17 protein-coding genes are annotated in these 21,638 nt (G+C 65.0%); 6 read left to right on the plus strand and 11 right to left on the minus strand.

The genetic code is table 11. The features are described 5' to 3' along the window. Positions 1–79: 79 nt before the first annotated feature. From AC2FM3_RS06475 to AC2FM3_RS06485, 3 genes are read right to left on the minus strand one after another with little or no spacing between them, the layout of a single operon-like run. Positions 80–964 carry an esterase-like activity of phytase family protein gene (locus AC2FM3_RS06475; protein WP_496680044.1) on the minus strand — a complete coding sequence of 295 codons (885 nt, stop codon included), beginning with the start codon at positions 962–964 and terminating at the stop codon, positions 80–82. Next, complete coding sequence (gene mepA, locus AC2FM3_RS06480) at positions 937–1,800, minus strand: penicillin-insensitive murein endopeptidase (protein WP_496680045.1); 864 nt, start codon at positions 1,798–1,800, stop codon at positions 937–939. Before mepA ends, AC2FM3_RS06475 begins: the two co-directional genes overlap by 28 nt. Further along, on the minus strand, positions 1,797–3,164 hold the full coding sequence (locus tag AC2FM3_RS06485) for an MFS transporter (RefSeq protein ID WP_496680046.1): 1,368 nt from the start codon (positions 3,162–3,164) through the stop codon (positions 1,797–1,799). The genes mepA and AC2FM3_RS06485 overlap by 4 nt, the downstream gene beginning before the upstream one ends. A 131-nt stretch (positions 3,165–3,295) precedes the next feature. Here AC2FM3_RS06485 and AC2FM3_RS06490 point away from each other — a divergent pair, with 131 nt between their 5' ends. The 3 genes from AC2FM3_RS06490 (at position 3,296) to yaaA (ending at position 6,504) form a co-directional block, all read left to right on the plus strand. After that, positions 3,296–3,583, plus strand: a complete 288-nt coding sequence (locus tag AC2FM3_RS06490; protein WP_005980077.1) for a YggT family protein — start codon at positions 3,296–3,298, stop codon at positions 3,581–3,583. Between the two features lie 76 nt (positions 3,584–3,659). Beyond that, a complete protein-coding gene (recQ, locus tag AC2FM3_RS06495; RefSeq protein WP_496680048.1) occupies positions 3,660–5,699 on the plus strand; it encodes a DNA helicase RecQ in 2,040 nt (679 codons plus the stop codon). 34 nt (positions 5,700–5,733) lie between these two features. Then, positions 5,734–6,504 carry a peroxide stress protein YaaA gene (gene yaaA / locus AC2FM3_RS06500; RefSeq protein WP_496680050.1) on the plus strand — a complete coding sequence of 257 codons (771 nt, stop codon included), beginning with the start codon at positions 5,734–5,736 and terminating at the stop codon, positions 6,502–6,504. On the opposite strand, the gene AC2FM3_RS06505 is transcribed toward yaaA, so the two are convergent. From AC2FM3_RS06505 to AC2FM3_RS06530, 6 genes are all read right to left on the minus strand, one after another. Then, a complete protein-coding gene (locus tag AC2FM3_RS06505) occupies positions 6,495–6,638 on the minus strand; it encodes a hypothetical protein (RefSeq protein WP_496680052.1) in 144 nt (47 codons plus the stop codon). The genes yaaA and AC2FM3_RS06505 overlap by 10 nt on opposite strands. 327 nt (positions 6,639–6,965) lie before the next feature. Next, positions 6,966–9,176, minus strand: a complete 2,211-nt coding sequence (locus tag AC2FM3_RS06510) for a response regulator (protein WP_496680054.1) — start codon at positions 9,174–9,176, stop codon at positions 6,966–6,968. A gap of 65 nt (positions 9,177–9,241) precedes the next feature. Next, entirely contained in the window at positions 9,242–11,284 is a 2,043-nt protein-coding gene (locus tag AC2FM3_RS06515; RefSeq protein WP_496680056.1) for a hypothetical protein, read from the minus strand. Next, positions 11,281–14,043 (minus strand): DUF4159 domain-containing protein, encoded by a 2,763-nt coding sequence (locus tag AC2FM3_RS06520; RefSeq protein ID WP_496680058.1) that lies wholly within the window; start codon positions 14,041–14,043, stop codon positions 11,281–11,283. The genes AC2FM3_RS06515 and AC2FM3_RS06520 overlap by 4 nt, the downstream gene beginning before the upstream one ends. Beyond that, complete coding sequence (locus AC2FM3_RS06525; protein ID WP_496680059.1) at positions 14,040–14,915, minus strand: DUF58 domain-containing protein; 876 nt, start codon at positions 14,913–14,915, stop codon at positions 14,040–14,042. The genes AC2FM3_RS06520 and AC2FM3_RS06525 overlap by 4 nt, the downstream gene beginning before the upstream one ends. Continuing rightward, the gene (locus AC2FM3_RS06530) at positions 14,912–15,919 is read right to left on the minus strand and encodes an AAA family ATPase (protein ID WP_496680060.1); all 1,008 of its coding nucleotides are present in this window, start codon (positions 15,917–15,919) and stop codon (positions 14,912–14,914) included. The genes AC2FM3_RS06525 and AC2FM3_RS06530 overlap by 4 nt, the downstream gene beginning before the upstream one ends. A gap of 65 nt (positions 15,920–15,984) precedes the next feature. Between AC2FM3_RS06530 and AC2FM3_RS06535 the strand changes: the two genes are divergently transcribed. After that, entirely contained in the window at positions 15,985–16,566 is a 582-nt protein-coding gene (locus tag AC2FM3_RS06535) for a DUF1285 domain-containing protein (protein WP_496680061.1), read from the plus strand. Here AC2FM3_RS06535 and AC2FM3_RS06540 read toward each other — a convergent pair. Further along, the gene (locus tag AC2FM3_RS06540; RefSeq protein ID WP_496680063.1) at positions 16,563–17,507 is read right to left on the minus strand and encodes a DMT family transporter; all 945 of its coding nucleotides are present in this window, start codon (positions 17,505–17,507) and stop codon (positions 16,563–16,565) included. The two genes, AC2FM3_RS06535 and AC2FM3_RS06540, sit on opposite strands and share 4 nt — an antisense overlap. A 174-nt stretch (positions 17,508–17,681) precedes the next feature. On the opposite strand from AC2FM3_RS06540, the gene AC2FM3_RS06545 reads away from it, so the two are divergent. Beyond that, positions 17,682–18,434 (plus strand): hydroxypyruvate isomerase family protein, encoded by a 753-nt coding sequence (locus AC2FM3_RS06545; protein ID WP_496680064.1) that lies wholly within the window; start codon positions 17,682–17,684, stop codon positions 18,432–18,434. Between the two features lie 76 nt (positions 18,435–18,510). Continuing rightward, positions 18,511–18,741, plus strand: coding sequence for a DUF2798 domain-containing protein (locus AC2FM3_RS06550; protein ID WP_496680066.1), 231 nt, complete (start codon positions 18,511–18,513; stop codon positions 18,739–18,741). Between the two features lie 49 nt (positions 18,742–18,790). Here AC2FM3_RS06550 and polA read toward each other — a convergent pair whose 3' ends face one another. Next, positions 18,791–21,592 (minus strand): DNA polymerase I, encoded by a 2,802-nt coding sequence (gene polA, locus AC2FM3_RS06555; RefSeq protein ID WP_496680068.1) that lies wholly within the window; start codon positions 21,590–21,592, stop codon positions 18,791–18,793. Positions 21,593–21,638: the final 46 nt, after the last annotated feature.

The raw sequence follows: 21,638 nt of genomic DNA on the forward strand, positions 1-21,638 counted from the left end.
GTTTTGACAAGGTAGCGGCGACTTGGCCCCGGGGGTTTCCCAAGGCAAGCCGCGCTTCTAGACCCGGGATCGGCCCATGTCAATCCGGCAGCAGATATTCGACCAGTTCGGTGCGCTGCAGGGCCAGAAAATTGTCGTCCGAGATCATCGTGGCCCGCAACCGCCCCTGCCCGTCGCGCCAGACGGACAGCCCCTCGAGGTTGTCATGGGTTCCGGTTTCCGTCTGAAACAGGGTTTCTTCGGCCGTGGGTGTATCACCGTCGACCTGCCATCGACGCAGCCGCGACCGGAACCCGATCAGAGCCACCGCGCGTTCCAGCACGTAGAACCGCCCGTCAGGGCCGAAATCGGCGGCCACCGGAAGAAAGCGGCCCCGTTGCGTCAGGACGAAGGGCGCGGACCAGGCGCGCCCGTTCCAACGATAGACCGGGATGTCGCCATTTGCCGTGCGGCTTTTCTCGGGCATCGTGTACAGGCGGCCCTGCGCGTCGATGGCCAGCCCTTCGAACGAACCGTTCCGCTCCAGCCCGTCGAACTCAGCAGGTCGCGGCAGAACGCGGCCGCGGGCCTTTGGCGTTGCGTAGTGGGCCACGCGATGCACACCTTCGAACGAGATGTAGAAGCTATCGTCGGGCGCCAGCGCCAGACCCTCGGAATCGCCGACACCGCCGCGCAGCGCCCGCCCGCGGCTGGACTTCAGCGGGTCATGAGACACGATGCGCACCCCGGCGATCCGATCGCCATCCCGGTCGAGGCGGGCCGATACCAGCATGGCCCGGTCGCTCAGCACCCAGGCCTGCTGCCCATCCTCCGAGACATGGATGGCAGAGAAACCGCCGAACCAGTCATGGCTGGCGCGCCATGCAAAGCTGCCCAGATATTCGGCCGATTTGACTTCGACCGCCCAGGCGGAACCGGCCAGAAACAGGCTGGCGATCAGTTGGACTGCAAGACGGCGGCGCATTGCTGGGGCAGATCCGCCAGAACATATTCACGCCGTTTCTTCGGTGGTGGCGCGTTGGGGTCGGGCGGCGGCGGGTTCAAGATGTTGCGCACCCACTGTTCGGCCTCAGCGCAGCCGTCGCCCTTGGGAGGCGGATCCTGATTGACGCAACCGCGCGAACCGCGCGGGCAGTTCAGCCGAACGTGGAAGTGATAATGATGCCCCCACCAGGGTCGAATCTTGCGCAGATAGGCACGGTTGCCGGTCTCGTCCTTGCACATCTGCACCTTGGCACCCGGAAACACGAAAATGCGGGCCACGCGTTTGTCCTTGGCCGCCTCGCGCAGGATGGCGTGGTGCTGTTTTGTCCAGTTGCCATTCACATAGGCGCCGTTCGCGCGGCGCAAGGAGATTGACGAGATATTCTCGCGCGCCTTGCGCGACAGGCGCATGTTGTCACCGGGCAGCATCCAAATGTCGATGTCCAGGCCCAGCTGGTGGCTGCGGTGGCCCGAGGTCATCGGCCCGCCCCGCGGCTGGCTGATATCCCCGATATACAGCCCGTTCCATCCCGGTTGCTTTGCCGCAAAACGGCTGAGGTCCTGCACGAAGTCGATGGATTGCGGATGGCCCCAGTTGCGGTTGCGCGACAGACGCATCGCCTGCCAGGTGGGTCCGGTCTCGGGCAGTTGCACAGATCCGGCCGCGCATCCGCGCGAATAACTGCCGAAAGCGGCCGGTTTTTGTTGCGAACTGTACTTCTGAGCCCCGAACAACTGCTTGGCCAGCGGTTGGGCCCCGGCCGCCCCGGCTAGCGCAATTCCTGCCAAAAATACCAAAAAACGTAATGAAATCATCTGCTCTGATCCCCTTCCGGTTTGACCCAGCGCATTAGGAACAATCCCAGAATAAACAACCCGACGATCGGAGACACCCCCAACCGCGCACTGCCGGTCGCGGTTGTTGCAATTCCGATCATCAATGGCGCCGCAAAAGCGGTGGCGCGGCCCGACAGACCATAAAGACCAAAGCTCTCGACCGGGGCGGCCGGGTCGGTGTGGCGCACCATCAACGACCGGCTGGCAGATTGCAGAATGCCCCCCATCCCGCCGATCAGGATGCCGCAGCCAAAGAACACAATGTCCGGCAGGCCCGACCCTTGGGGCAGGGCGATGCCGAAGATCTGCGACCGGTCCATCGACACGATGGTGGTGCAAACCAGGATCAAGACCCAGATCGCAGTCAGGATCACCGGCTTGGGGCCGAATTTCCGGTCCAGCTTGCCGCCGATCCAGGCGAAGACCGCCGAAGCCAGCACGCTGATGATGCCGAAGATGCCGATCTTGATCAGGTCCCACTCCAGCACCAGCCGCGCATAGACGCCGCCGAAACTGTACAGCCCGTTCAGCGCATCCCGGTAGAACATCGATGACCCCAGATAGCTGGCCAGGCTGACCCGGTACCGCAGAGCGGCCACGGATTTTCCCAGCAGGCGCAGCGCTTCGGATACGCTGCCCTTTTTGTCGGCTGCCGGATCGTCGCGAACCCACAGGAAATACGGGACCATGAACAGGATGAACCACCCGGCGGTGAACGGCCCCACAAAGCGCGTGCCCTCGCGCGCGCCGGCGTCCAGCCCGAACAGCGGCTCCATCCCGATCAGCGTCTTGCCGTTGGGCTGCTCGACGAACAGCGCCAGCATGATCGCCAGGGAAATCAGCCCGCCGAAATAGCCGAAGGCAAAGCCCGAGCCCGAGATCTCGCCCACCTCGTTGTCATCACCCAGATCGGGCAATTGCGAGTTGATGAAGATCAGCGCGTATTCCGCCCCCACGAAGCCCAGACCGAAGGCCGACAGCATCAGCCACATGTTCGACCCGTCCGGCAGCGTGAACCACAGCGCCGCAGACCCCACGGCATACATCACGGAAAAGGCAAAGATCCATGGGATGCGCCGCCCCGAGACATCGGCCATGGCCCCCAACAGCGGCGCGCCGAAAGCGATGATCAGCCCGGTGATCGTCAGGCAGTTGGCCCAGACCGTCTGCGCCTGCGCGGCGGCAGCTTCGGCATCCATCCCTGCGGTTGCATAGAATTCAGCCGCAACGCCGGCGAAATAAGGGCCAAAGACAAAGGTCACCAACAGGGTGTGATACGGCTGGCTGGCCCAGTCGAAAAACCACCAGCCCCAGATGCGCCTGCGCTTGGAAATCTCTGCCATCTCTGCCCCTTGCCTGATTTTGATTTCATAAGACGGGCCTTCGGGCCATTTCGCAAGCGTTCTGTGACTGCGGGCTTGCCTATTGCCGCCCGGGCACTTAGGTCTCAGCCCGTACGGAAAACGAGGTGCCCATGCTGTCGCTGATCCAAATCCTGCTGCTGATCCTGGACATCGTCTGGTTCATCATCCTGGCCCATGTGATCATGAGCTGGCTGATCAACTTCCAGGTCCTGAACCTGCATCAACAGCTGGTCGCCCAGATCTGGTACGGCCTGAACCGCCTGCTCGAGCCGATCTATGGCCCGATCCGCCGCATTCTGCCCAACATGGGCGGTCTGGACTTGACGCCGCTGGTGGTGCTGATCGGGGTCTATGCGCTGCGGATCATCCTCATCAACAACGCGGTCTATTTCTACTGACCTCTTGTTCCCCGATTCCGACTGTGTGATTGTCCGTTCAAGAGCAGTCAAATCTTGAAACAGGGCACCCCCGCACATGTTCGACGCCGCGCCTCTGCTGCGAGATGTCTTTGGATTCGATGAGTTCCGCCCCGGGCAGGAAGAGATCGTCGATGCCGTGACCGCCGGCGAGAACGTGCTGGCGATCATGCCCACCGGGGGCGGCAAATCCCTGTGTTATCAGCTACCTGCCCTGCTGCGCGACGGGGTCACCGTGGTGATCTCGCCGCTGATTGCGCTGATGCGCGACCAGGTGCGAGGGCTGCAAGAGGCCGGTGTCGAGGCTGGTGCGTTGACCTCGGGCAACACGCCCGAGGAAACCGACGCCGTGTGGGAGGCGCTCGAGGCCGGGCGGCTGAAGCTGCTCTACATGGCGCCCGAACGGCTGGCGGCGGGCTCGGCGCTGGGGATGCTGCGGCGGATCAATGTCAGCCTGATCGCCGTGGACGAGGCCCATTGCGTCAGCCAGTGGGGTCATGATTTCCGCCCCGACTACCTGCGGATCGGAGAGCTGCGTCGCGCGCTGGACGTGCCGCTGGCCGCCTTCACCGCCACGGCGGACGCGGAAACGCAAGACGAAATCGTCGAGAAACTGTTCGACGGCAAGCCCCCGCGCAAGTTCCTGCGTGGCTTCGACCGCCCGAACATCCACCTGGCCTTTGCAGCCAAGGACAGCCCGCGCAAGCAGATCCTGGATTTCGCCGACGCACGCCGGGGCCAGTCGGGCATCGTCTATTGCGGCACCCGCAACAAGACCGAAGTGCTGGCGCAGGCCCTGCGCGAACAAGGCCACAGCGCCTGCCACTATCACGGCGGGATGGAGGCCGAGGACCGCCGCATTGTCGAAACCCGCTTCGCGCGCGAGGACGGGCTGATCGTGGTGGCCACCGTGGCTTTCGGCATGGGCATCGACAAGCCCGACATCCGCTGGGTCGCCCATGCGGACCTCCCGAAATCGATCGAGGCCTATTACCAGGAAATCGGCCGCGCCGGCCGCGACGGCGGGCCGGCCGAGACCCTGACCCTGTTCGGCCCCGACGACATCCGCCTGCGCCGCAGCCAGATCGACGAGGGTCTGGCCCCACCTGAACGCCGCGCCGCCGACCATGCCCGTCTGAACGCGCTGCTGGGTCTGGCCGAGGCGCTGCACTGCCGCCGCCAGACTCTGCTGGGTTATTTCGGGGAACAGGCCGAGCCCTGCGGCAAATGCGACCTGTGCGACAGCCCGCCCGAGCTGTTCGACGGCACCACCCCCGTGCGCATGGCCCTGTCTGCAATCCTGCGCACCGAGGAATGGTTTGGTTCGGGCCACCTGATCGACATCCTCTTGGGCAACGACACCGACAAGATCCGCACGCGGCGGCATGACGAATTGCCCACCTACGGCATTGGCAAGGACTGGTCGCGCCCGCAATGGCAGGCGATCTTCCGACAGATGATGGGTCACGACCTGGTGCGCCCCGACCCCGAACGCCACGGCGCGCTGCGCATGACCGAGGCCGCCAAGCCGATCCTGAAGGGCGAGGCGCAGATCACCCTGCGCAAGGATACGCTGCGCAAGGCCACCCGGCGGCCCGCGGTCAAGATGATGGTTTCAGAGGAGGACGCGCCCCTGCTTTCGGCGCTCAAGGCCAAGCGCCGCGCGCTGGCTGAGGCCGCCCGCGTGCCCGCCTATGTCATCTTTCCCGACCGCACGCTGATCGAGATGGCGGAAAAACGTCCCATGACGCTGGACGAGATGGCCCGGATCGGCGGTGTTGGCGCGAAAAAGCTTGATCGCTATGGCGATACCTTCCTTGAGGTGATCGCAGGCGAGGCGCAGGCGCTGCATCCGGCGCGCCGCAAGCTGGCAGGGCGCGAACAGGGCGATATCTACGACCGACTGCTCGAGGTGCAGGCGCAGCTGGCCCGAGGCCCGGACGGGATCGACAAGCCGCTGAGCTGCTCTGCCGCGCAACTGGCCAAGGTGGCGCAGATGCGCCCTGGCGACGAACGCGCGCTGGAGCAGATTCTGGGCGACCGCCGCGCCGAACGTTTCGCCGCCGCATTTCTGGACGTGCTGCGCGCGGCGGGCTAGGTATCGACGGGCAGGCACGAACAAGGGGGCAGACATGCTGGTGGTGATCTCTCCGGCCAAGCGGCTGGACTGGGCAGAGCGGGACGTTGCACCGACCCAGCCCGATTTTCAGGACGACGCGATCCGGTTGGCGAAAACCGCGCGCAACCTGACGCTGGGGGGTTTGAAAAAGCTGATGAGCCTCAGCGACGATCTGGCCCGGCTGAACCGCGACCGGTTCCGCGCCTTTGCCGACGCGCCGCCGCCCGAGGCCACCCGGCCGGCCGCACTGGCCTTTGCCGGCGACACCTATCAGGGGCTCGAGGCGGCATCGCTGGACGCTGAGGAACTGGCCTGGGCGCAGGACCATCTGCGCATCCTGTCGGGGCTTTACGGCGTGCTGCGCCCGCTGGACGCCATTCAGCCCTATCGGTTGGAAATGGGCAGCCGGCTGAAAACCCGACGCGGCAAGAACCTGTACGACTACTGGCGCGACCAGCTGAGCAAGGCGCTGAACGCGCAGGCCGAGGCACTGGGCACCGATACGCTGGTGAACTGCGCCAGCCAGGAATATTTCGGCGCAGTCGATCCCAAGGCCCTGAAACTGCGGGTCATCACCCCGGTCTTCATGGAGGACAAGGGTGGCGCTCCCAAGATCGTCAGCTTTTTCGCCAAGAAGGCTCGCGGCTCAATGGCGCGGTACATCATTCAACACCGACTGACCGATCCGGAGAGCCTGCAGGATTTCGACACCGGCGGCTATGTGTATCGGTCTGATTTGTCGGAACCGGACAAACCGGTATTCGTGCGCCCCTATCAGGCCTGATCCAGCATCGAGGCGTCATACGCCACCAGCTCGACCGTGTTGCCCTCGGGGTCCGTGGTAAACACGCCGCACCAACCGATCCAGCCGAACCGTTCGACGCGATAGGGCTGGCCGATTTGATCATACCAGCGCATGACGACCTCCTGTTCCGCAAACGGAAGAGACAAGGCGATATGGTGCAGCGACGATTGCGCCCCAGTCATGGGTTTGTCGGCACCAGTGGGGTGTAAACCCGGCCGCGGCGCTGCCCCATGGTGAAATAGCGCCAAAACCTGTGTGTGCCCGTCGAACCCTTCTGCAATCCGAAAGAATGCGATCGCCCTATCATGACCGCCATGCAGGCGGGTCAGCCCGATGACGTTTTCCTAGAAGTCAACCATCGCCGCCATGTTGGCGCAGCGTATTGCAATTTCGCCCAAGGCGCGGGGGCGAAAACCTCGTTCCTGTGACATGGCGCCCGCCTAAACCGCACCGGCTGGCTCGACAATGACGGGTTGAGCACCCGTCGGGCAATGCGCCTGGATCATTTCGCAGATCAGCTTCTTCTGCAGGGGCTTGGTCAGAAAATGATCCAGACCCGCCGCAAGGATATTTTCTCTGTCGCCCATCATCGCATGGGCCGTCAGGGCCACGATCGGGACGTGCCGGCCCGTTCCGATCTCTTTGCGCCGTATTTCCTCGGTCGTCTGCTTGCCGTCCATCTTCGGCATCGAAATATCCATGAAAATCAGGTCGGGTTCGAATTCGTCATAGGCCGCGACCGCCTCGAGCCCGTTGGCCGCCAGTCGCAGCTCGATGTTCAGGCCCTTGGTCATTTTCGTCAGGATCAGCTGGTTTGTCCGGTTGTCCTCGGCCGCCAGAACCCGCATGAGACGTCGTTTCCCGCTCGCCATGCGCACCGGGGCAGTGGCAAAGTCCGCCGCTCTGGGTCGCGGCAATACACCACCCCCCAAATCCATCAGGCGCGAGAACAGTTCAGCCCGCGGGATCGGCTTCTTCAGAACGCCCTGGATCAGGTGGTGGTTGGGGTCAGCATGAATGATGCCCGGATTCGCCGAAATCAGCACGATCGGCACCTTGTCCCAGCCCCGGCTGCGCAACGTCGCCGCCAGTTCCAACCCATCCATGTCGGGCAGATCATGGTTGCACAGCACAAGATCCACCGACCCTTGCATCGCCGACAAGGCCTGGGTGCCGGTGGCGCAGTCCGTCACCTCGGCCCCGAGCCGTCGCAGCTGCTTGCCCAGAATCGCCCGGTTGACGGCAAGATCCTCGACCAGGACGACATGTTTCAACCGGTCCGCAAGATCCGGCGGCGGGGCGGGCTGCGCCCCCTCGGCGGTGGGCAGCGTCAGGCGGAACCCGAAACAGGACCCTTTGCCAGGATCGCTTTCAACCCAGATGGCGCCGCCCATCATCGTGATCAGCCGCTTGCTGATGGCCAGCCCAAGCCCGGTGCCGTCGAACTCGCGGGATTTGGCGTCCTCGATCTGGTTGAACTCGCCGAAGATGTGGTCGATCTTGTCGGGCGGAATCCCGATGCCCGTATCCTCGATCGCGACTTGGATGTCGCAAGTCTTCCGTTCGGCATTCGGCACCCCGGTGACCCGGATCAGCACATGCCCCTGGGGCGTGAACTTGACCGCGTTTCCGACCAGGTTGGTCAGGACCTGCCGCACGCGGCCCGGATCGCCCACGAACAGCGTGGGTAGAAACAGGTCGTAGTCGACCAGAAGGGTCAGACCCTTGTCGCGCACCGTGGGTTGCAGCAACGTCGCGACCTCGAGGATGCAACGTTCCAGGTCGAATTCCTCGGGATGCAGTTCAAGCTTGTCGGCCTCGATCTTGGAGTAGTCCAGAACGTCGTTGATGATGACCAGCAACGCCTCGCCCGAGGCGCGGATCGTATCGACATAGAGCCGCTGTTCGTCGTTCATCGGGGTTTCCGACAACAGGTCGGTCATCCCGACGATGCCGTTCATCGGGGTTCGAATTTCGTGGCTCATGTTGGCCAGAAAGGCCGACTTGGCCCGGTTGGCTGCCTCGGCCTTGTCGCGCGCGGCCTGCAACAGCGTCTCGTGCTGGACCGAGGCGGTGATGTTCAGCGCCAGGCTGACCACGTCGCCCCCTTGCCCACGCTGGTCGATCAGCTTGATGTACTGCCCGTTCCACAGCTGGATCACCTCGGGCGGAGGGGCCATCCGGGCCCAGCGCCGCCGCATACGGGCTTTCCACGTCTCGGCCTCTTCGTCGGCGATGACGATGATCCCCTCGTCGGTCAGCAGATCGAGTATGCGTTGATACGAGACGCCTGGCGCGACCTCATCCAGCCCTTCAAATACGCTCAGATAGGCGGTATTGGCGCTGATCAGGCAATCATTGCCGTCAAAGAATGCGAACCCGTCCTGAATGGTCTGGATCGAATGCCACAGGCGGCGCTCGGCCACTTCGATCTTGGCATGTGCGATGGTCAGGTCGGATTTGACCCTTTCATTCTCGTCCCGAACGGTCGCAACCTCGGCCTGGGTTTCGCCGATCCGCTTGGTCAGCGCCAGGGCGTATTCACCCAGCTTTTGATTGGCCGACGACAATTCGGCCTGTTTCAATGCCAACATGCGTTCGGCCGCCAACCGCGCGCGCCGTTCCTGTGCCAGTTTTTCAGCAAGGCTCATTGTTATTTTCCCGGTCCGTTCGGACACAGGATTCCGGCAGAGCGTGAAAATCTGTTTAAAACGCCTCAGCCACGCCCCTCACGCAGCCAGCCGGCCAACAGAAAGCCCCCCGCCAGCAGCAGAACCAGCCAGGGCGGGAGCAGGCCCGCCTGAGTCACGTCGCGGGTTTCATACGCCTCGCGCGGGGTCAGCCCGATCCAGCCGCGTCCGGCCGCCGGGCGTCCCGCGCGCACGTTGCGGATGGCCGGCAGCCCGTCCTCGACACGGATCGCACCGCCGCGCATGGCCGCCATGACCGGCGCAAGAATCTCGGGGGTGGCGATTGTGCGCTCGAATTCCCGCGGCGCGGCCGGGCCCAGGCCGATCACGGCAGTCAGGTCCCCTTCCTGCAAGCGGTAGAGGCCGATCTCTGGGCCGAAATACTGCGCCTCGAACCGGCCGGGCGACATCTCGCGCAGCGGCACCTCGAGCGTTTCGCCATTGGGGCGGGTGACGGTGACGGGGCCGACCTCTTCGTTCAGGGTCTGGCGGATGATGCGCATCGACTGGCCGTTGGCCTCGGCCCACAGCGCCTCTTCCTCGAGCTCGGGTTCCTTCATCATCCAGTGAGCCAGACGGCGCAGCAGTTCCAGTTGCGGGCCACCGCCCTCGTATCCGCGGCTCCACAGCCAGGCGTGATCCGAGGCCAGCAGCGCCACGCGCCCTTCACCCACCCGGTCTAGCACCAGCAGCGGCCGGTCGTCGACCCCGGTCATCAACACCTCGCCCGCGCTTTGTTGGACGTCGATTTGCCGCAGCCATGCGCCCCATTCACCGTCCTCGCCCAGATCGGAGGTCACAGGGTGCCGCTGACCCAGGTCGGTCACCGTGGGCACATAGCGATCCTCGATCACGCGGGCCGTGGGCTGTGCGGGCAGGATCGCGGACAGGGGTGAGCGGAAAATGCTGTCGGCGGTCGCGAAATCCGGCCCGGCCGCGATCAGCACCGCCCCGCCATCATTGATATAGTTGGTCACGTTGTCCAGGTAGATCGCCGGCAGGATGCCGCGCCGCTTGTAGCGGTCAAAGATGATCAGGTCGAAATCGTTGATCTTCTCCAGAAACAGCTCACGCGTGGGGAATGCGATCAGCGACAGTTCGTCCACCGGAACCCCGTCCTGTTTCTCGGGCGGGCGAAGGATGGTGAAATGCACCAGGTCGACCGAGCTGTCGGATTTCAGCAGATTGCGCCAGGTGCGCCCGCCCGGATGCGGCGAGCCCGAGACCAGCAGAACGCGCAGCCGATCGCGCACCCCGTTCATCTGGATCAAGGCAGTGTTGTTGCGGTCGGTCAGTTCGCCATCAGCCTGCGGAACGGTGAACTGGATGACGTTGCGCCCGCCATGGGGCAGGGTCACCGGCAGCTCGACATCCACGCCGATCGGGATGCTGAATTGCTGCGGCTCACCACCGTCCACGGCAATTTCCAACGGGGCCGAGACTGCACCGGCGGGCGCGGCGCCGCTGTCTTCGACCCGCAGGGTCAGCGTGACCGGCTCGCCGATGATGGCAAAGGCGGGAGCGTTGCGCACGATCAGGCGGCGGTCCCAATCCTGCGCGCGACCGGTCTGCAACAGGTGCATTGGCGCGGGCAGATCCGGGGCCTGATCGACGTCATGCACGATGCCGTCCGACAGGATCAGAATACCGGCGATGCGGGCGCGGGGTTCCTCGGCCAGCGCCGCATTCAGCGCTGCCATGACCTGAGTGCCTTCGTCCCCGTCGCCGTCGCCCACGGTGATGCGGCGCAGTTCGGTGTTGTCGCGAGCCTCGATCTCGGCAGCCAGGGCCTCGGCGGTCTGCGTGGTCTGTTCGGCGCGGTCAGATAGGGTTTGGCTGGCGCTTTCATCCTCGATCATCAGCACGATGTCGGTCAGCGGAGCGCGGTCCTCGATCTGGTAGACCGGGCCGGACAAGGCCGCCAAGAGTACCAGCGCCGCCAGACCGCGCAACGCCCAGCCCGACAGCCCGCGCCACAGCGCCAGGACCGTCGCGGCCAAAGCGATCGAACCAATGGCGACCAGAGCGGGCCACGGGATCAGCGGGTCAAAGATGACGGAACCGGTCATTGGCCCAACCTGTCAAGCAAAGCAGGCACGTGCACCTGATCGGATTTGTAATTCCCGGTCAGCACGTGCATGACCAGATTGACGCCGAACCGGTTGGCCAGCTCGCGCTGGCGTTCTCCGGCATAGCCGCGCCCGACCGGCAGCAACGCCTGCCCGTTCCGGTCGACTGCCCAAGCCCCGGCCCAGTCGTTGCCACCAATCACCACCGGAGTGACGTTATCATTGAGGTTGCGGAAGGGCATGCCTTCGATCTGTTCAGCGTCTGGGGGCGCGGCCTCGACCCAGATCTCGGTTCCGGCATAGCGCCCTGGGAAATCCTGCAACAGATAGAAGGTTCGGGTCAGGACGTGATCGCGCGGAACAGGCTCTAACGCAGGGATATTCAGCGGAGTCGCCAGCTGCTGCAGCTTGCGCCCATTGGGACTGGCGGCGCCGAATCCGGCAATGTCGGCATCGCGCGTGTCGAACAGGATCATCCCGCCCGATCGTAGATAGGCGTTCAGCCTGGCATAAGCCTCAGCCGAGGGCTGGGGCTGATCCGGTGTGATCGGCCAGTAGAGCAGCGGGAAGAAGGCCAGTTCGTCACGTTCGAGGTCCACACCCATGGGCTCGGCCGGTTCGACGGATGTGCGATAGGTCAGGGTCTGCGACAGGCCGCGCAACCCGGCATGGGCGACATCATCGACCTGGGCATTGCCGGTCAGGACATGGGCCAGCACCAATTCCTTGGTCGCCCGCAGGGCGAATTCGGTCTCTTCCGGTGTCTGCGCCTTCGCCTGCGGTACGATCAGAACCGCGCCCAGCGCCACCGCCGCCGCCCGCGCCAGCCCCAGACGCCCCGACAGCGCCAGCGAGGCCACGACGTCAACCGCCAGCAGGATCAGGGCGAGGCTCAGCAGCAGACCCCCGATCGGGGTCTCGGCACTGACCTCCTGCCCCTTGATGGGCACATCCGCAGGCCAGCTTATCGGGCGCAGCGTGCTGTCCTCGGTCAGCACGTTCAGGGCCAGCTTCTGCTTGCCGCTTTCATACAGACCCGGGCGCAGGTCGGGCCCCAATGCGCCGGACACCAGCGCGGGGCCATCGACACCGGCCAGATTGCCCGCGTCGGACAGGGTTCCGAACCCGTCCATCACCTGAATCGGCTCCCACGTGGTGCCTTGCAGCTGTTCGACCTGCCGCGTCTTGGCGGCCGAGGCCACGGCCAGCCGGTCGAGCATTTCGACGAACAGGCCCGACAGCGGCAGGGTCGACCATTCGGCATCGGCGGTGACATGGAACAGCACCACCTGACCCAGGCCCAGCGGCTTGCGCGTCACCAGCGGCGTGCCATCCGACAGCGCGGCGATCACCCGGTCGGCCAGGTTCGGGTCGGGCTGCGCCATCACCTGGGTGCTGACGGTCACATCGTCGGGGATGCGCAACCCGTAAAAGGGCGAGCCTTCCTGGAAAGGCGCCAACCCCTTGGCTTCGCCCCAGCTCATCGCGCCGCCGACCGAGCGGCCACCGCTGCGCAGCCGCACCGGCAGCAGGACGTCTTCGGCATCGCGGCCCAGATCACTGGCCGCCATGTGCGGACCGGCAAAGCGTAGCAGCAGCCCGCCCTGTTCGACCCATTCGACCAATCCGGCCTGTTCGGCGGGGGTCAGCTTGGCCACATCGGCCAGCACGATCACATCCGGGTTGGCAGGCAGAACCTCGGCCAGCCCGCCCTCGACGAAATCGGCAGTGGGGATCAGCACCTGCGTCAGGTAGTGCAGTGGCGAAAGCAGCTCCAGCCCCTCGCGGTTGACGGTTCCGGCGATCAGGGCGACCTCGCGCCGGCGCAGGCTGTCATCGGTCAACGAAACCGCCCCGGCCGACCGCTGGCCCTGCAGCTCGAACCGAGTGATGCGGGCGCGCAGTTCGGACGGCAACGCCAGATCGGCCTGCGCCTGGGTCGTGCCGCTGTCGAAGCTGACCTCAACCGATTGCAGCAGGCGCATCACGCCCGCCGGGTCGCGCCCCTGTGCATTGATGGTGACGGTCTGCGCCGGTCCGGTTGTGGCGCGCACCGCGGTCAGCCGGATCGCCCCATCCTGATAGGTGGCCGGCAGCAGCGCCAGGGTCGGCGCCGCCGCGCGATAGACCGTGACCGCGCCCCGCGCCTGCAGCGCAGACAGTAGGGTTTCGCGGCCCGGATAGTCCAGCTTGTCCGTGAACCAGTGCGCGTCGAACCTGCCCTCGACCCCCGCCAAGTCGGCCAACGCCTGCTCGATCTGCGCCGCGTCCGGCTGCCACGGCTGCGGAACCAGCCCGGGCAGGCGGTTGCGCCAGGCCTCGGCGGTCTGGAAGACGGGCGGTTCCGGCTCGGTCAGGCGCAGGATCGAGACCGGGCGCCCGGCCCGTCCGGCTTCGGTCAGCTGCGCGTCGATCTGATCCAGTGTGGCGGGCCAGCGCGTGGCCCCGGCCCAGCTGGCATCCAGCACCAGCAGCAATGGCCCCGATCCGGTTTCGTCGCGCGACGGGTTCAGCACCGGGCCGGCCAGACCGACAATAATTGCCGCCGCCGCCAGCATGCGCAGCAGCAACAACCACCACGGGGTGCGGTCGGATACGCTCTCGTCGTCCTTCAGGCCCAGCAACAGGGTCACCGCCGGGAACAGCCGTCGGATCGGCGCGGGCGGCACGGCGCGCAGGATCAGCCAAAGGATCGGCAGGGTCAGCAGACCCAGCAACACCCACGGCGCGGTAAAGCCGATGCCCGCCAGAACTGTCATCGCGCCCCTCCGTCCAGCGCACGATAAAGCCACAACAGGGCCGCCTGCGCGCTGTCTTGGGTGTGGTGCAGGCCCAGTTGCCAGCCAGTCACCCGGCACAGGCGGGTCAGGTCATCCTTGCGTCGCGCCAGCCGCGCCAGATAGCGATCGCGCAGGTCTCCGGCCTTGAGGGTCTCGTGCCGGACCGTGCCGCCGACGCTTTCGAAGATGGTGCGCCCGCGATAGGGGAAGCTCTCCTCGCCCGGGTCCAGAACCTGCAGCAACACGCCACGCACGCCGCGATCGGCGGCCTTGGTCAGGGCCAGTTCGACCTCGTCCAGCGGACCGAGGAAGTCAGAGATGAACACGGCGCGGGCATGGGGGATCATGGCGCGATGCTCGGGCGGGGCGTAGTCGGCCTCGGTATCTTCGGACAGGGCCTGCGCCAGCCGGATGATCTGGGCATTGCCGCGCCGGGGCGGCAGGGTGGTTCCGGTCAGACCCACACGCTCGCCCCCGCGCACCAGCAGGATCGCCGTGGCCAGCCCCAGCAGGCGGGCCCGGTCGGCCTTGGTGGGCAGGGATTTGTCGGACGCAAAGCGCATCGAGGCACCCTGATCGACCCACAGCATGATCGACTGCGCGATCTGCCATTCGCGTTCGCGCACATATTGCTGATCGCCGCGGGCCGAGCGGCGATGGTCGATCATCCGCCGGCTGTCGCCGATCTGGGCCGGTCGGTATTGCCAGAAATCATCGCCCAACCCCGAACGCCGCCGGCCGTGATCACCCAGCAGCACGGTTCCGGCCAGGTGTTCGGCCCGCGCCAACAGCGGCGGCAGCCGGGACGCCTCGGCCTCGGATCTTTCGCGAAGGGTGCGGACCGCGTTCACGCGGCCGCCTCGGCCCGGACAAGCCCGGCCGCGGTGGTTTCGATCAGGTCGGCCAGGCTGTCACCGCGCGCCCGCGCGGCGAAGTTCAGCGCCATCCGGTGGCTCAGCACCGGGCGCGCCATGTCCAGCACATCTTCGGCATTGGGGGCCAGCCGGCCCTGCAGCATCGCCCGCGCCCGCACCGTCATCATCAGCGCCTGCGCCGCGCGCGGACCGGGGCCCCAGGCGACGGTCTCGGACACGCGCTCGGACACGCCGGGTTCTTCGGGGCGGAACGCGCGCACCAGATCAAGGATCAGTTCGACCACCGACTCGCCCACCGGCATCCGGCGCAGCAGAACCTGCGCGGCCAGCAATTCTTCCTTGGTGAAGATCTGGTGCGCTTCCTCCTCGGCCACGCCGGTGGTGGCCAGCAGGATGTCACGCTCGGTCTGGCGGTCGGGATAGTTCACGTCGATCTGCACCAGGAAACGGTCCAACTGGGCCTCGGGCAGCGGATAGGTGCCCTCCTGTTCGATCGGGTTCTGGGTGGCCAGAACGTGGAACGGCACGCCCAACGCGCGATCCTCGCCCGCGACGGTCACCGTGCGTTCCTGCATCGCCTGCAGCAGCGCCGACTGGGTGCGCGGGCTGGCGCGGTTGATCTCGTCCGCCATCAAGAGTTCACAGAAGATCGGGCCGGGAATGAATCGGAAATGGCGACTGCCATCCTCGGCGGTGTCCAGAACCTCGGACCCCAGAATGTCGGCCGGCATCAGGTCGGGGGTGAACTGGATGCGGTTGCCATGCAGGCCCATGACGGTGGACAGGGTTTCCACCAGCCGCGTCTTGCCCAGGCCCGGCAGCCCGATCAGCAGGGCATGACCGCCACACAGCAGCGCGGTCAGCGTCAGGTCGACGACCCTCTCCTGCCCGATGAAGCGGCGGGTGATCGAGGATTTGGCCTGTTGCAGTTTCGCTTCCAGCGCTTCGATCTCGGACACGAGGTCGGCAGGTTCGGTCATGACTTTCCCTTCCGTGGACTTAGTATAGATGAAGTGTATCGCGCTGCGAGGAAATGGCAAAAACAATGAGCGGACAAAATCCTGTGAAACCGTCCCCTGAGGGTCTGGCGGCCTCGGTCAAGGCGGCCAAACCGCGGGGTCTGCCCCCTGTCGACAGCTGGAATCCTCCGTTCTGCGGCGATCTGGACATGCGCATCGCGCGCGATGGCACTTGGTATTATCTAGGGTCGCCCATCACCCGGTTCGAGCTTGTGAGGCTCTTTTCCTCGATTCTTAAGAAAGAAGGGGACGCCTATTTCCTGGTCACCCCGGTCGAGAAGGTCGGCATAACGGTCGAAGACGCGCCGTTTGTGGCGGTCGATTTCGACCGGACCGGCGCGGGCGAGAATCAGGTTCTGACGTTTACCACCCATGTCGGCGATACGGTGACGGCCGGGCCGGATCATCCGATCCGGGTGGTCATCGACCCCGAAACGAGTGAGCCGAGCCCCTACTTTTTGGTGCGATCGAACCTCGAGGCGCGGATCGACCGCAAAAGCTTCTATCGGCTGGTGGACATCGCCACCCATCACGACGGGCAGTTCGGCGTCTGGTCGGGCGGGCAGTTCTTTGCCATCGCGCCATCGGACATGGTGGATGACAGCTAGGCCGTCTGCCGTCCGGGCCGGTCCTGCGCCAGCACCACGGCCAGCGCCACCACCGCCGCGCCCAGCGCACGGGTCCAGTTCCACTCTTCTCCCAACACCAGCATGATGACCATCACATAGAACGGGGCCACGTTGATGTGGAACGAGGCAAGCGCCACGCCCAGCTTGCCGACCGAGGCGATGAACAGAACCTGGCTGAGCCCCAGCGATATCAGCGCGTAGATGACCAGCATCCCGGCCTGCAGCGTGTCGATGGCACCCTGGGGCCGGAGGTCGAACCCGGCCAGGCTGGCCAGTCCGATCAGCACCGAGGCCACGATCGCGCCACCGGCCAGCGTGATGGTGGTGCGGCCGGTCTGGCTGAGGTCCGGGAAATCGCGTGCCGTGGCCATGCTGCCCCAGCAGAACAATGTCGTGGACCCGACCGCGCAGAGCGCACCCAGCCCAAGCTGCGCGGGCGCGATGGCGCTGGTGGCGATCAGCCCGCCGATGATCGAAACGACCACGCCCAGCGCGAAATTCGCGCGCAGGCGACGGGTTCCCGCGGCCAGTTCCAGCAGGGTGGCCACCAGCGGTGCGCACGAGGCGATGATGGCGACCGTCACCGGGTCGGTCAGCTTCTGCGCCAGGATGATCAGGAACATGCCCAGCCCCAGGCCAAAACCGCCGACCCGCACCGCATGTCCCCATCGGGCGCGCAGCACGGCGCCGGGTCCGTCGATCCAGATCCAGATCGGCACCATCACTGCCACCGCCAGCATCAGCCGCGCTGCCCATAGGGCGACGGGCGGCCAGGACTGCAACAGGATCTCGGCCGCCGGGAAACCGGCCGCCCAGGTCAGCATCGACGCCACCGCCAGCCCGTTTCCGGACAGGGCGGATTGCCGCGCACCGGTCGCAGTGAAACTGGGCCCGCGAACGGGGTCCGGACTCATCGCCATCGGTTTCAACCCTTTTGTTGGTGCAGCGCCAGGAAAATGATTCGCTGCGACACCCCGACCCTTCACAATCGGCCCGCGCCGGTCTGGCCGATTTTCGACATATTGTCGTTTTCAAACCCTTCCTCTGCACGCCGCACGCCACTAAGGTCGGCGCGCCATCAGCCCGAGAGGACAATGCCCCGATTTGCCGCCAATATCTCGCTGCTCTTTGCCGAGCTGCCCTATCTCGACCGGTTCAAGGCGGCGGCGGATGCAGGGTTCAAAGCGGTCGAGATCCTGTTTCCCTATGACTTGGCGGCCAAGGAAACCCGCCGCGCTTTGCTGGCAAACGGGCTGGACCTGGTACTGATCAACGCGCCGCCGCCCAACTATACCGGCGGCCAGCCCGGCTATGCGGCCGTTCCGGGGGGCGAGGGGCGGTTCCGGTCCGACATCCGCCGCGTCCTGCGCTATGCCGAGGCGTTGAGGCCCGGCCTGATCCATGTGATGGCGGGCTATGCCTCGGGAGCGGACGCGCAGGACTGTTTCGTGCGCAACCTGCAATGGGCCGCGGATTTTGCGCCGCATCAGCAGTTCACGATCGAACCGCTGAACCCGGTCTCGCAGCCCGAGTATTTTCTGAACGACTATGATCTGGCCGCCGCGTGCCTAGACCGGATCGACCGCCAGAATGTGGGCCTGCAATTCGACAGCTTTCATGCCCGGATGATCCATGGCAATGCGCAGGCCGTCTGGGACAGATTCCGCGACAGGATCGTGCATATTCAGATCGGATCGGCCCCCGACAGGTCGGAACCCGGCCGGGACGAGACCGATTTCACCGCACTGTTCGCAGCAATCGACGACAGCGGTTATGACGGCTGGGTCAGCGCCGAATACACGCCCTCGACCCGGCGCACCGACGCCTCTCTGCACTGGATGCGATAGGCCTGTGCGCCTGCGCACTGGAAATCACATTTCGAATGCTGCATATGAAAAGGCAAATCAGCAGAGGAACAGCCGCATGATCCCAGCCCGTTTTGCCCCCGTCCTGTTCGGTTTCATCCTGTCCGGGCTGATGTCCTGCATCGTGACCTGCATCGCCACGGTGAAAGAGGTCGGCCTCGGCCCCAGCACGTTGTCCAGCTGGATGGGCGCCTGGAGCGTCAGCTGGCCGGTGGCCTTCGCAGTGGTTCTGTTCGTGGCTCCGCTGACCCGTCGGCTGGTCGCGCTGTTGGTCAGGCCCGAGGCCTGACCTGCCGCGAAGAGGGTCCGCCGGGCTTGATGAGTGGCACGGCGCTTGCCTAATGCGCCTCGGCCCAGTTGGCGCCCTTGCCCGCATCCACGGTCAGTTTCACGTCCAGCTTCACCGCCGGATCAGGCGCGTTCTCCATTACGTCGCGCGCAATCTCGATGGTCTTGTCCACCGCGTCCTCGGCCACTTCGAACAGCAGTTCGTCATGCACCTGCAGCAGCATCTTGGTCGGCAGCCCGTCGATCGCCTGAGGCATCCGCACCATCGCCCGCCGGATCACGTCCGCCGCGGTGCCCTGAATCGGCGCGTTGATCGCCGCGCGGCGCGCGAACCCCGCATGCGGCCCCTTGGCGTTGATCTCGGGCGTGTGGATCTTGCGCCCGAACAGGGTCTGCACATAGCCATGCTCTTTGGCGAAAGCGATGGTGTCGTCCATATAGCGCCGGATGCCCGGGAAGCGTTCGAAATAGCGGTCGATGAAGCCCTGCGCCTCGGCCCGCGGAATGCGCAGGTTGCGCGCAAGACCAAAGCCCGAAATGCCGTAGATCACGCCGAAATTGATCGCCTTGGCCTTGCGGCGGATTTCGGGCGTCATCTCGTCCAGCGGCACGTCGAACATTTCCGACGCGGTCATGGCGTGAATGTCCAGCCCATCGGCAAAGGCCTGTTTCAAGGCCGGAATATCGGCGATATGCGCGAGGATGCGCAGCTCGATCTGTGAATAGTCGAGCGACACCAGAACATTGCCCGGCTCGGCGATGAAAGCCTCGCGGATGCGGCGGCCTTCTTCGGTGCGCACCGGTATGTTCTGCAGGTTCGGATCGGTCGAGGCCAGACGCCCCGTGTTCGCCCCGGTGATGGCATAAGACGTATGCACCCGCCCCGTATCGGGATTGATATGGGTCTGCAGCGCGTCGGTATAAGTCGATTTCAGCTTGCTGAGTTGCCGCCAGTCCAGCACCCGGCGCGGCAGCTCATGCTCGGTCGCCAGATCTTCCAGCACGTCGGCACCGGTCGAATACTTGCCGGTCTTGCCCTTCTTGCCGCCCTCTAGGCCCATCTTGTCGAACAGGATCTCGCCCAGCTGCGCAGGCGAGCCGACATTGAAATTCTCGCCCGCCAACTCGTGGATTTCAGCCTCTAACGCAGCCATTTTCTGGGCAAACGCGTTCGACATGCGGCTCAGCACGTCACGGTCGACCTTGATACCATGCATCTCCATCTCGGCCAGAACCGGCACCAGGGGACGCTCGAGCGTTTCATAGACGGTGGTCACCTGAACCCGGTGCAGCTGCGGCTTGAACAGCTTCCACAGGCGCAGGGTGATGTCGGCGTCCTCGGCGGCATAGGCGGTGGCCTCGTCGATTGGCACCTTGTCGAAGGTGATCGCCGACTTGCCCGAACCCAGCAACGGCTTGATCGGGATCGGCGTGTGGCCCAGATAGCGTTCGGACAGCGTGTCCATGCCGTGTCCATGCTCACCCGCATGCATGGCATAGGACATCAGCATCGTGTCGTCGATCGGGGCGACATCCACGCCGTAGCGTGCAAAGATCTTGGCGTCATATTTCATGTTCTGCCCGATCTTCAGGATCGACGGATCCTCCAGCACCGGCTTGAGCATCTCCAGCGCCTCATCCAGCGGCATCTGCCCCTCGGCCAGCGCGTCCGAGCCGAACAGGTCGTCACTGGCACCGTCGCGGTGGGTCAGCGGGATATAGCAGGCCTCGCCCGGCTCGATGCACAGCGAAATGCCGACCAGATCGGCCACCATCTCGTTCAGGCCGGTTGTCTCGGTGTCCACCGCCACCCAGCCGCGTTCATGCGCCTGATCGATCCATTTCTGCAAGGCCGCGGCATCACGCACACATTCGTATTTGCTGGCATCGAACGGCAGTTCGTCAGCCGGCGGATCATCCGACGCGACCGGCGCGGGCGCATCCGCGATCACCGGCGGCTCGACCCCCAGCTTCTCGGCGATCCGCTTGGAAAGCGTGCGGAACTCCATCTCGGCCAGGAACGACAACAGCTTGTCCGGGTCGGGGTCGCGAAGCTCCAGATCGTCCAGCGTGAAATCCAGCGGCATATCGCAATCCAGCTGCACCAGCTTCTTCGACAGCTCGATCTGGTCGCGCTTCTCGATCAGGGTCTGGCGGCGCTTGGGCTGCTTGATCTCCTCGGCCCGGTCCAGCAGCGTCTCCAGGTCACCGAACTCGTTGATCAGCAGTGCCGCCGTCTTGATCCCGATCCCCGGCGCGCCCGGCACGTTGTCGACGCTGTCACCGGCCAGCGCCTGCACATCCACGACGCGCTCGGGATAGACGCCGAATTTCTCGAACACCCCCTCGCGGTCGATGCGCTTGTTCTTCATGGCGTCCAGCATTTCGACACCGTCGCCCACCAGCTGCATCAGGTCCTTGTCGGAACTGACGATGGTCACCCGCCCCCCGGCCTGGCGCGCCTGACAGGCCAGCGTGGCGATGATGTCATCGGCCTCGTACCCCTCCAGTTCTTTGCAGGGGATGTTGAAGGCCTCGGTCGCCTGCCGGGTCAGGGGGATCTGCGGGCGCAGATCCTCGGGCATCGCCTCGCGGTTGGCCTTGTAGAGGTCGTACATGTCATTGCGGAAGGTGTGCGAGCCCTTGTCGAAGATCACCGCCAGATGAGTCGGCGCGTCCGGGCCGTGGTCGCCATCCACGTAACGCTGCAACATGTTGCAAAAGCCCGAAACGGCGCCAATCGGCAGCCCGTCCGATTTCCGCGTCAGCGGCGGAAGGGCGTGATAGGCGCGAAAGATGAAGGCCGATCCGTCGATCAGATGCAGATGGCAGCCTTTTCCGAATGTGCTCATGCGCGCTCTCCCCGTCAGTCAGGGACGGTTCTGCCACAGGGGCAGC

The sequence above is a fragment of the Ruegeria sp. BHSB172 genome, from assembly GCF_059613165.1.

Excerpts from the sequence above, each read along its gene's own strand:
- AC2FM3_RS06475 (WP_496680044.1), bottom strand. The coding sequence starts at position 964 with ATGCGCCGCCGTCTTGCAGTCCAACTGATCGCCAGCCTGTTTCTGGCC.
- mepA (WP_496680045.1), bottom strand. The coding sequence starts at position 1,800 with ATGATTTCATTACGTTTTTTGGTATTTTTGGCAGGAATTGCGCTAGCC.
- AC2FM3_RS06485 (WP_496680046.1), bottom strand. The coding sequence starts at position 3,164 with ATGGCAGAGATTTCCAAGCGCAGGCGCATCTGGGGCTGGTGGTTTTTC.
- AC2FM3_RS06490 (WP_005980077.1), top strand. The coding sequence starts at position 3,296 with ATGCTGTCGCTGATCCAAATCCTGCTGCTGATCCTGGACATCGTCTGG.
- recQ (WP_496680048.1), top strand. The coding sequence starts at position 3,660 with ATGTTCGACGCCGCGCCTCTGCTGCGAGATGTCTTTGGATTCGATGAG.
- yaaA (WP_496680050.1), top strand. The coding sequence starts at position 5,734 with ATGCTGGTGGTGATCTCTCCGGCCAAGCGGCTGGACTGGGCAGAGCGG.
- AC2FM3_RS06505 (WP_496680052.1), bottom strand. The coding sequence starts at position 6,638 with ATGCGCTGGTATGATCAAATCGGCCAGCCCTATCGCGTCGAACGGTTC.
- AC2FM3_RS06510 (WP_496680054.1), bottom strand. The coding sequence starts at position 9,176 with ATGAGCCTTGCTGAAAAACTGGCACAGGAACGGCGCGCGCGGTTGGCG.
- AC2FM3_RS06515 (WP_496680056.1), bottom strand. The coding sequence starts at position 11,284 with ATGACCGGTTCCGTCATCTTTGACCCGCTGATCCCGTGGCCCGCTCTG.
- AC2FM3_RS06520 (WP_496680058.1), bottom strand. The coding sequence starts at position 14,043 with ATGACAGTTCTGGCGGGCATCGGCTTTACCGCGCCGTGGGTGTTGCTG.
- AC2FM3_RS06530 (WP_496680060.1), bottom strand. The coding sequence starts at position 15,919 with ATGACCGAACCTGCCGACCTCGTGTCCGAGATCGAAGCGCTGGAAGCG.
- AC2FM3_RS06535 (WP_496680061.1), top strand. The coding sequence starts at position 15,985 with ATGAGCGGACAAAATCCTGTGAAACCGTCCCCTGAGGGTCTGGCGGCC.
- AC2FM3_RS06540 (WP_496680063.1), bottom strand. The coding sequence starts at position 17,507 with ATGGCGATGAGTCCGGACCCCGTTCGCGGGCCCAGTTTCACTGCGACC.
- AC2FM3_RS06545 (WP_496680064.1), top strand. The coding sequence starts at position 17,682 with ATGCCCCGATTTGCCGCCAATATCTCGCTGCTCTTTGCCGAGCTGCCC.
- AC2FM3_RS06550 (WP_496680066.1), top strand. The coding sequence starts at position 18,511 with ATGATCCCAGCCCGTTTTGCCCCCGTCCTGTTCGGTTTCATCCTGTCC.
- polA (WP_496680068.1), bottom strand. The coding sequence starts at position 21,592 with ATGAGCACATTCGGAAAAGGCTGCCATCTGCATCTGATCGACGGATCG.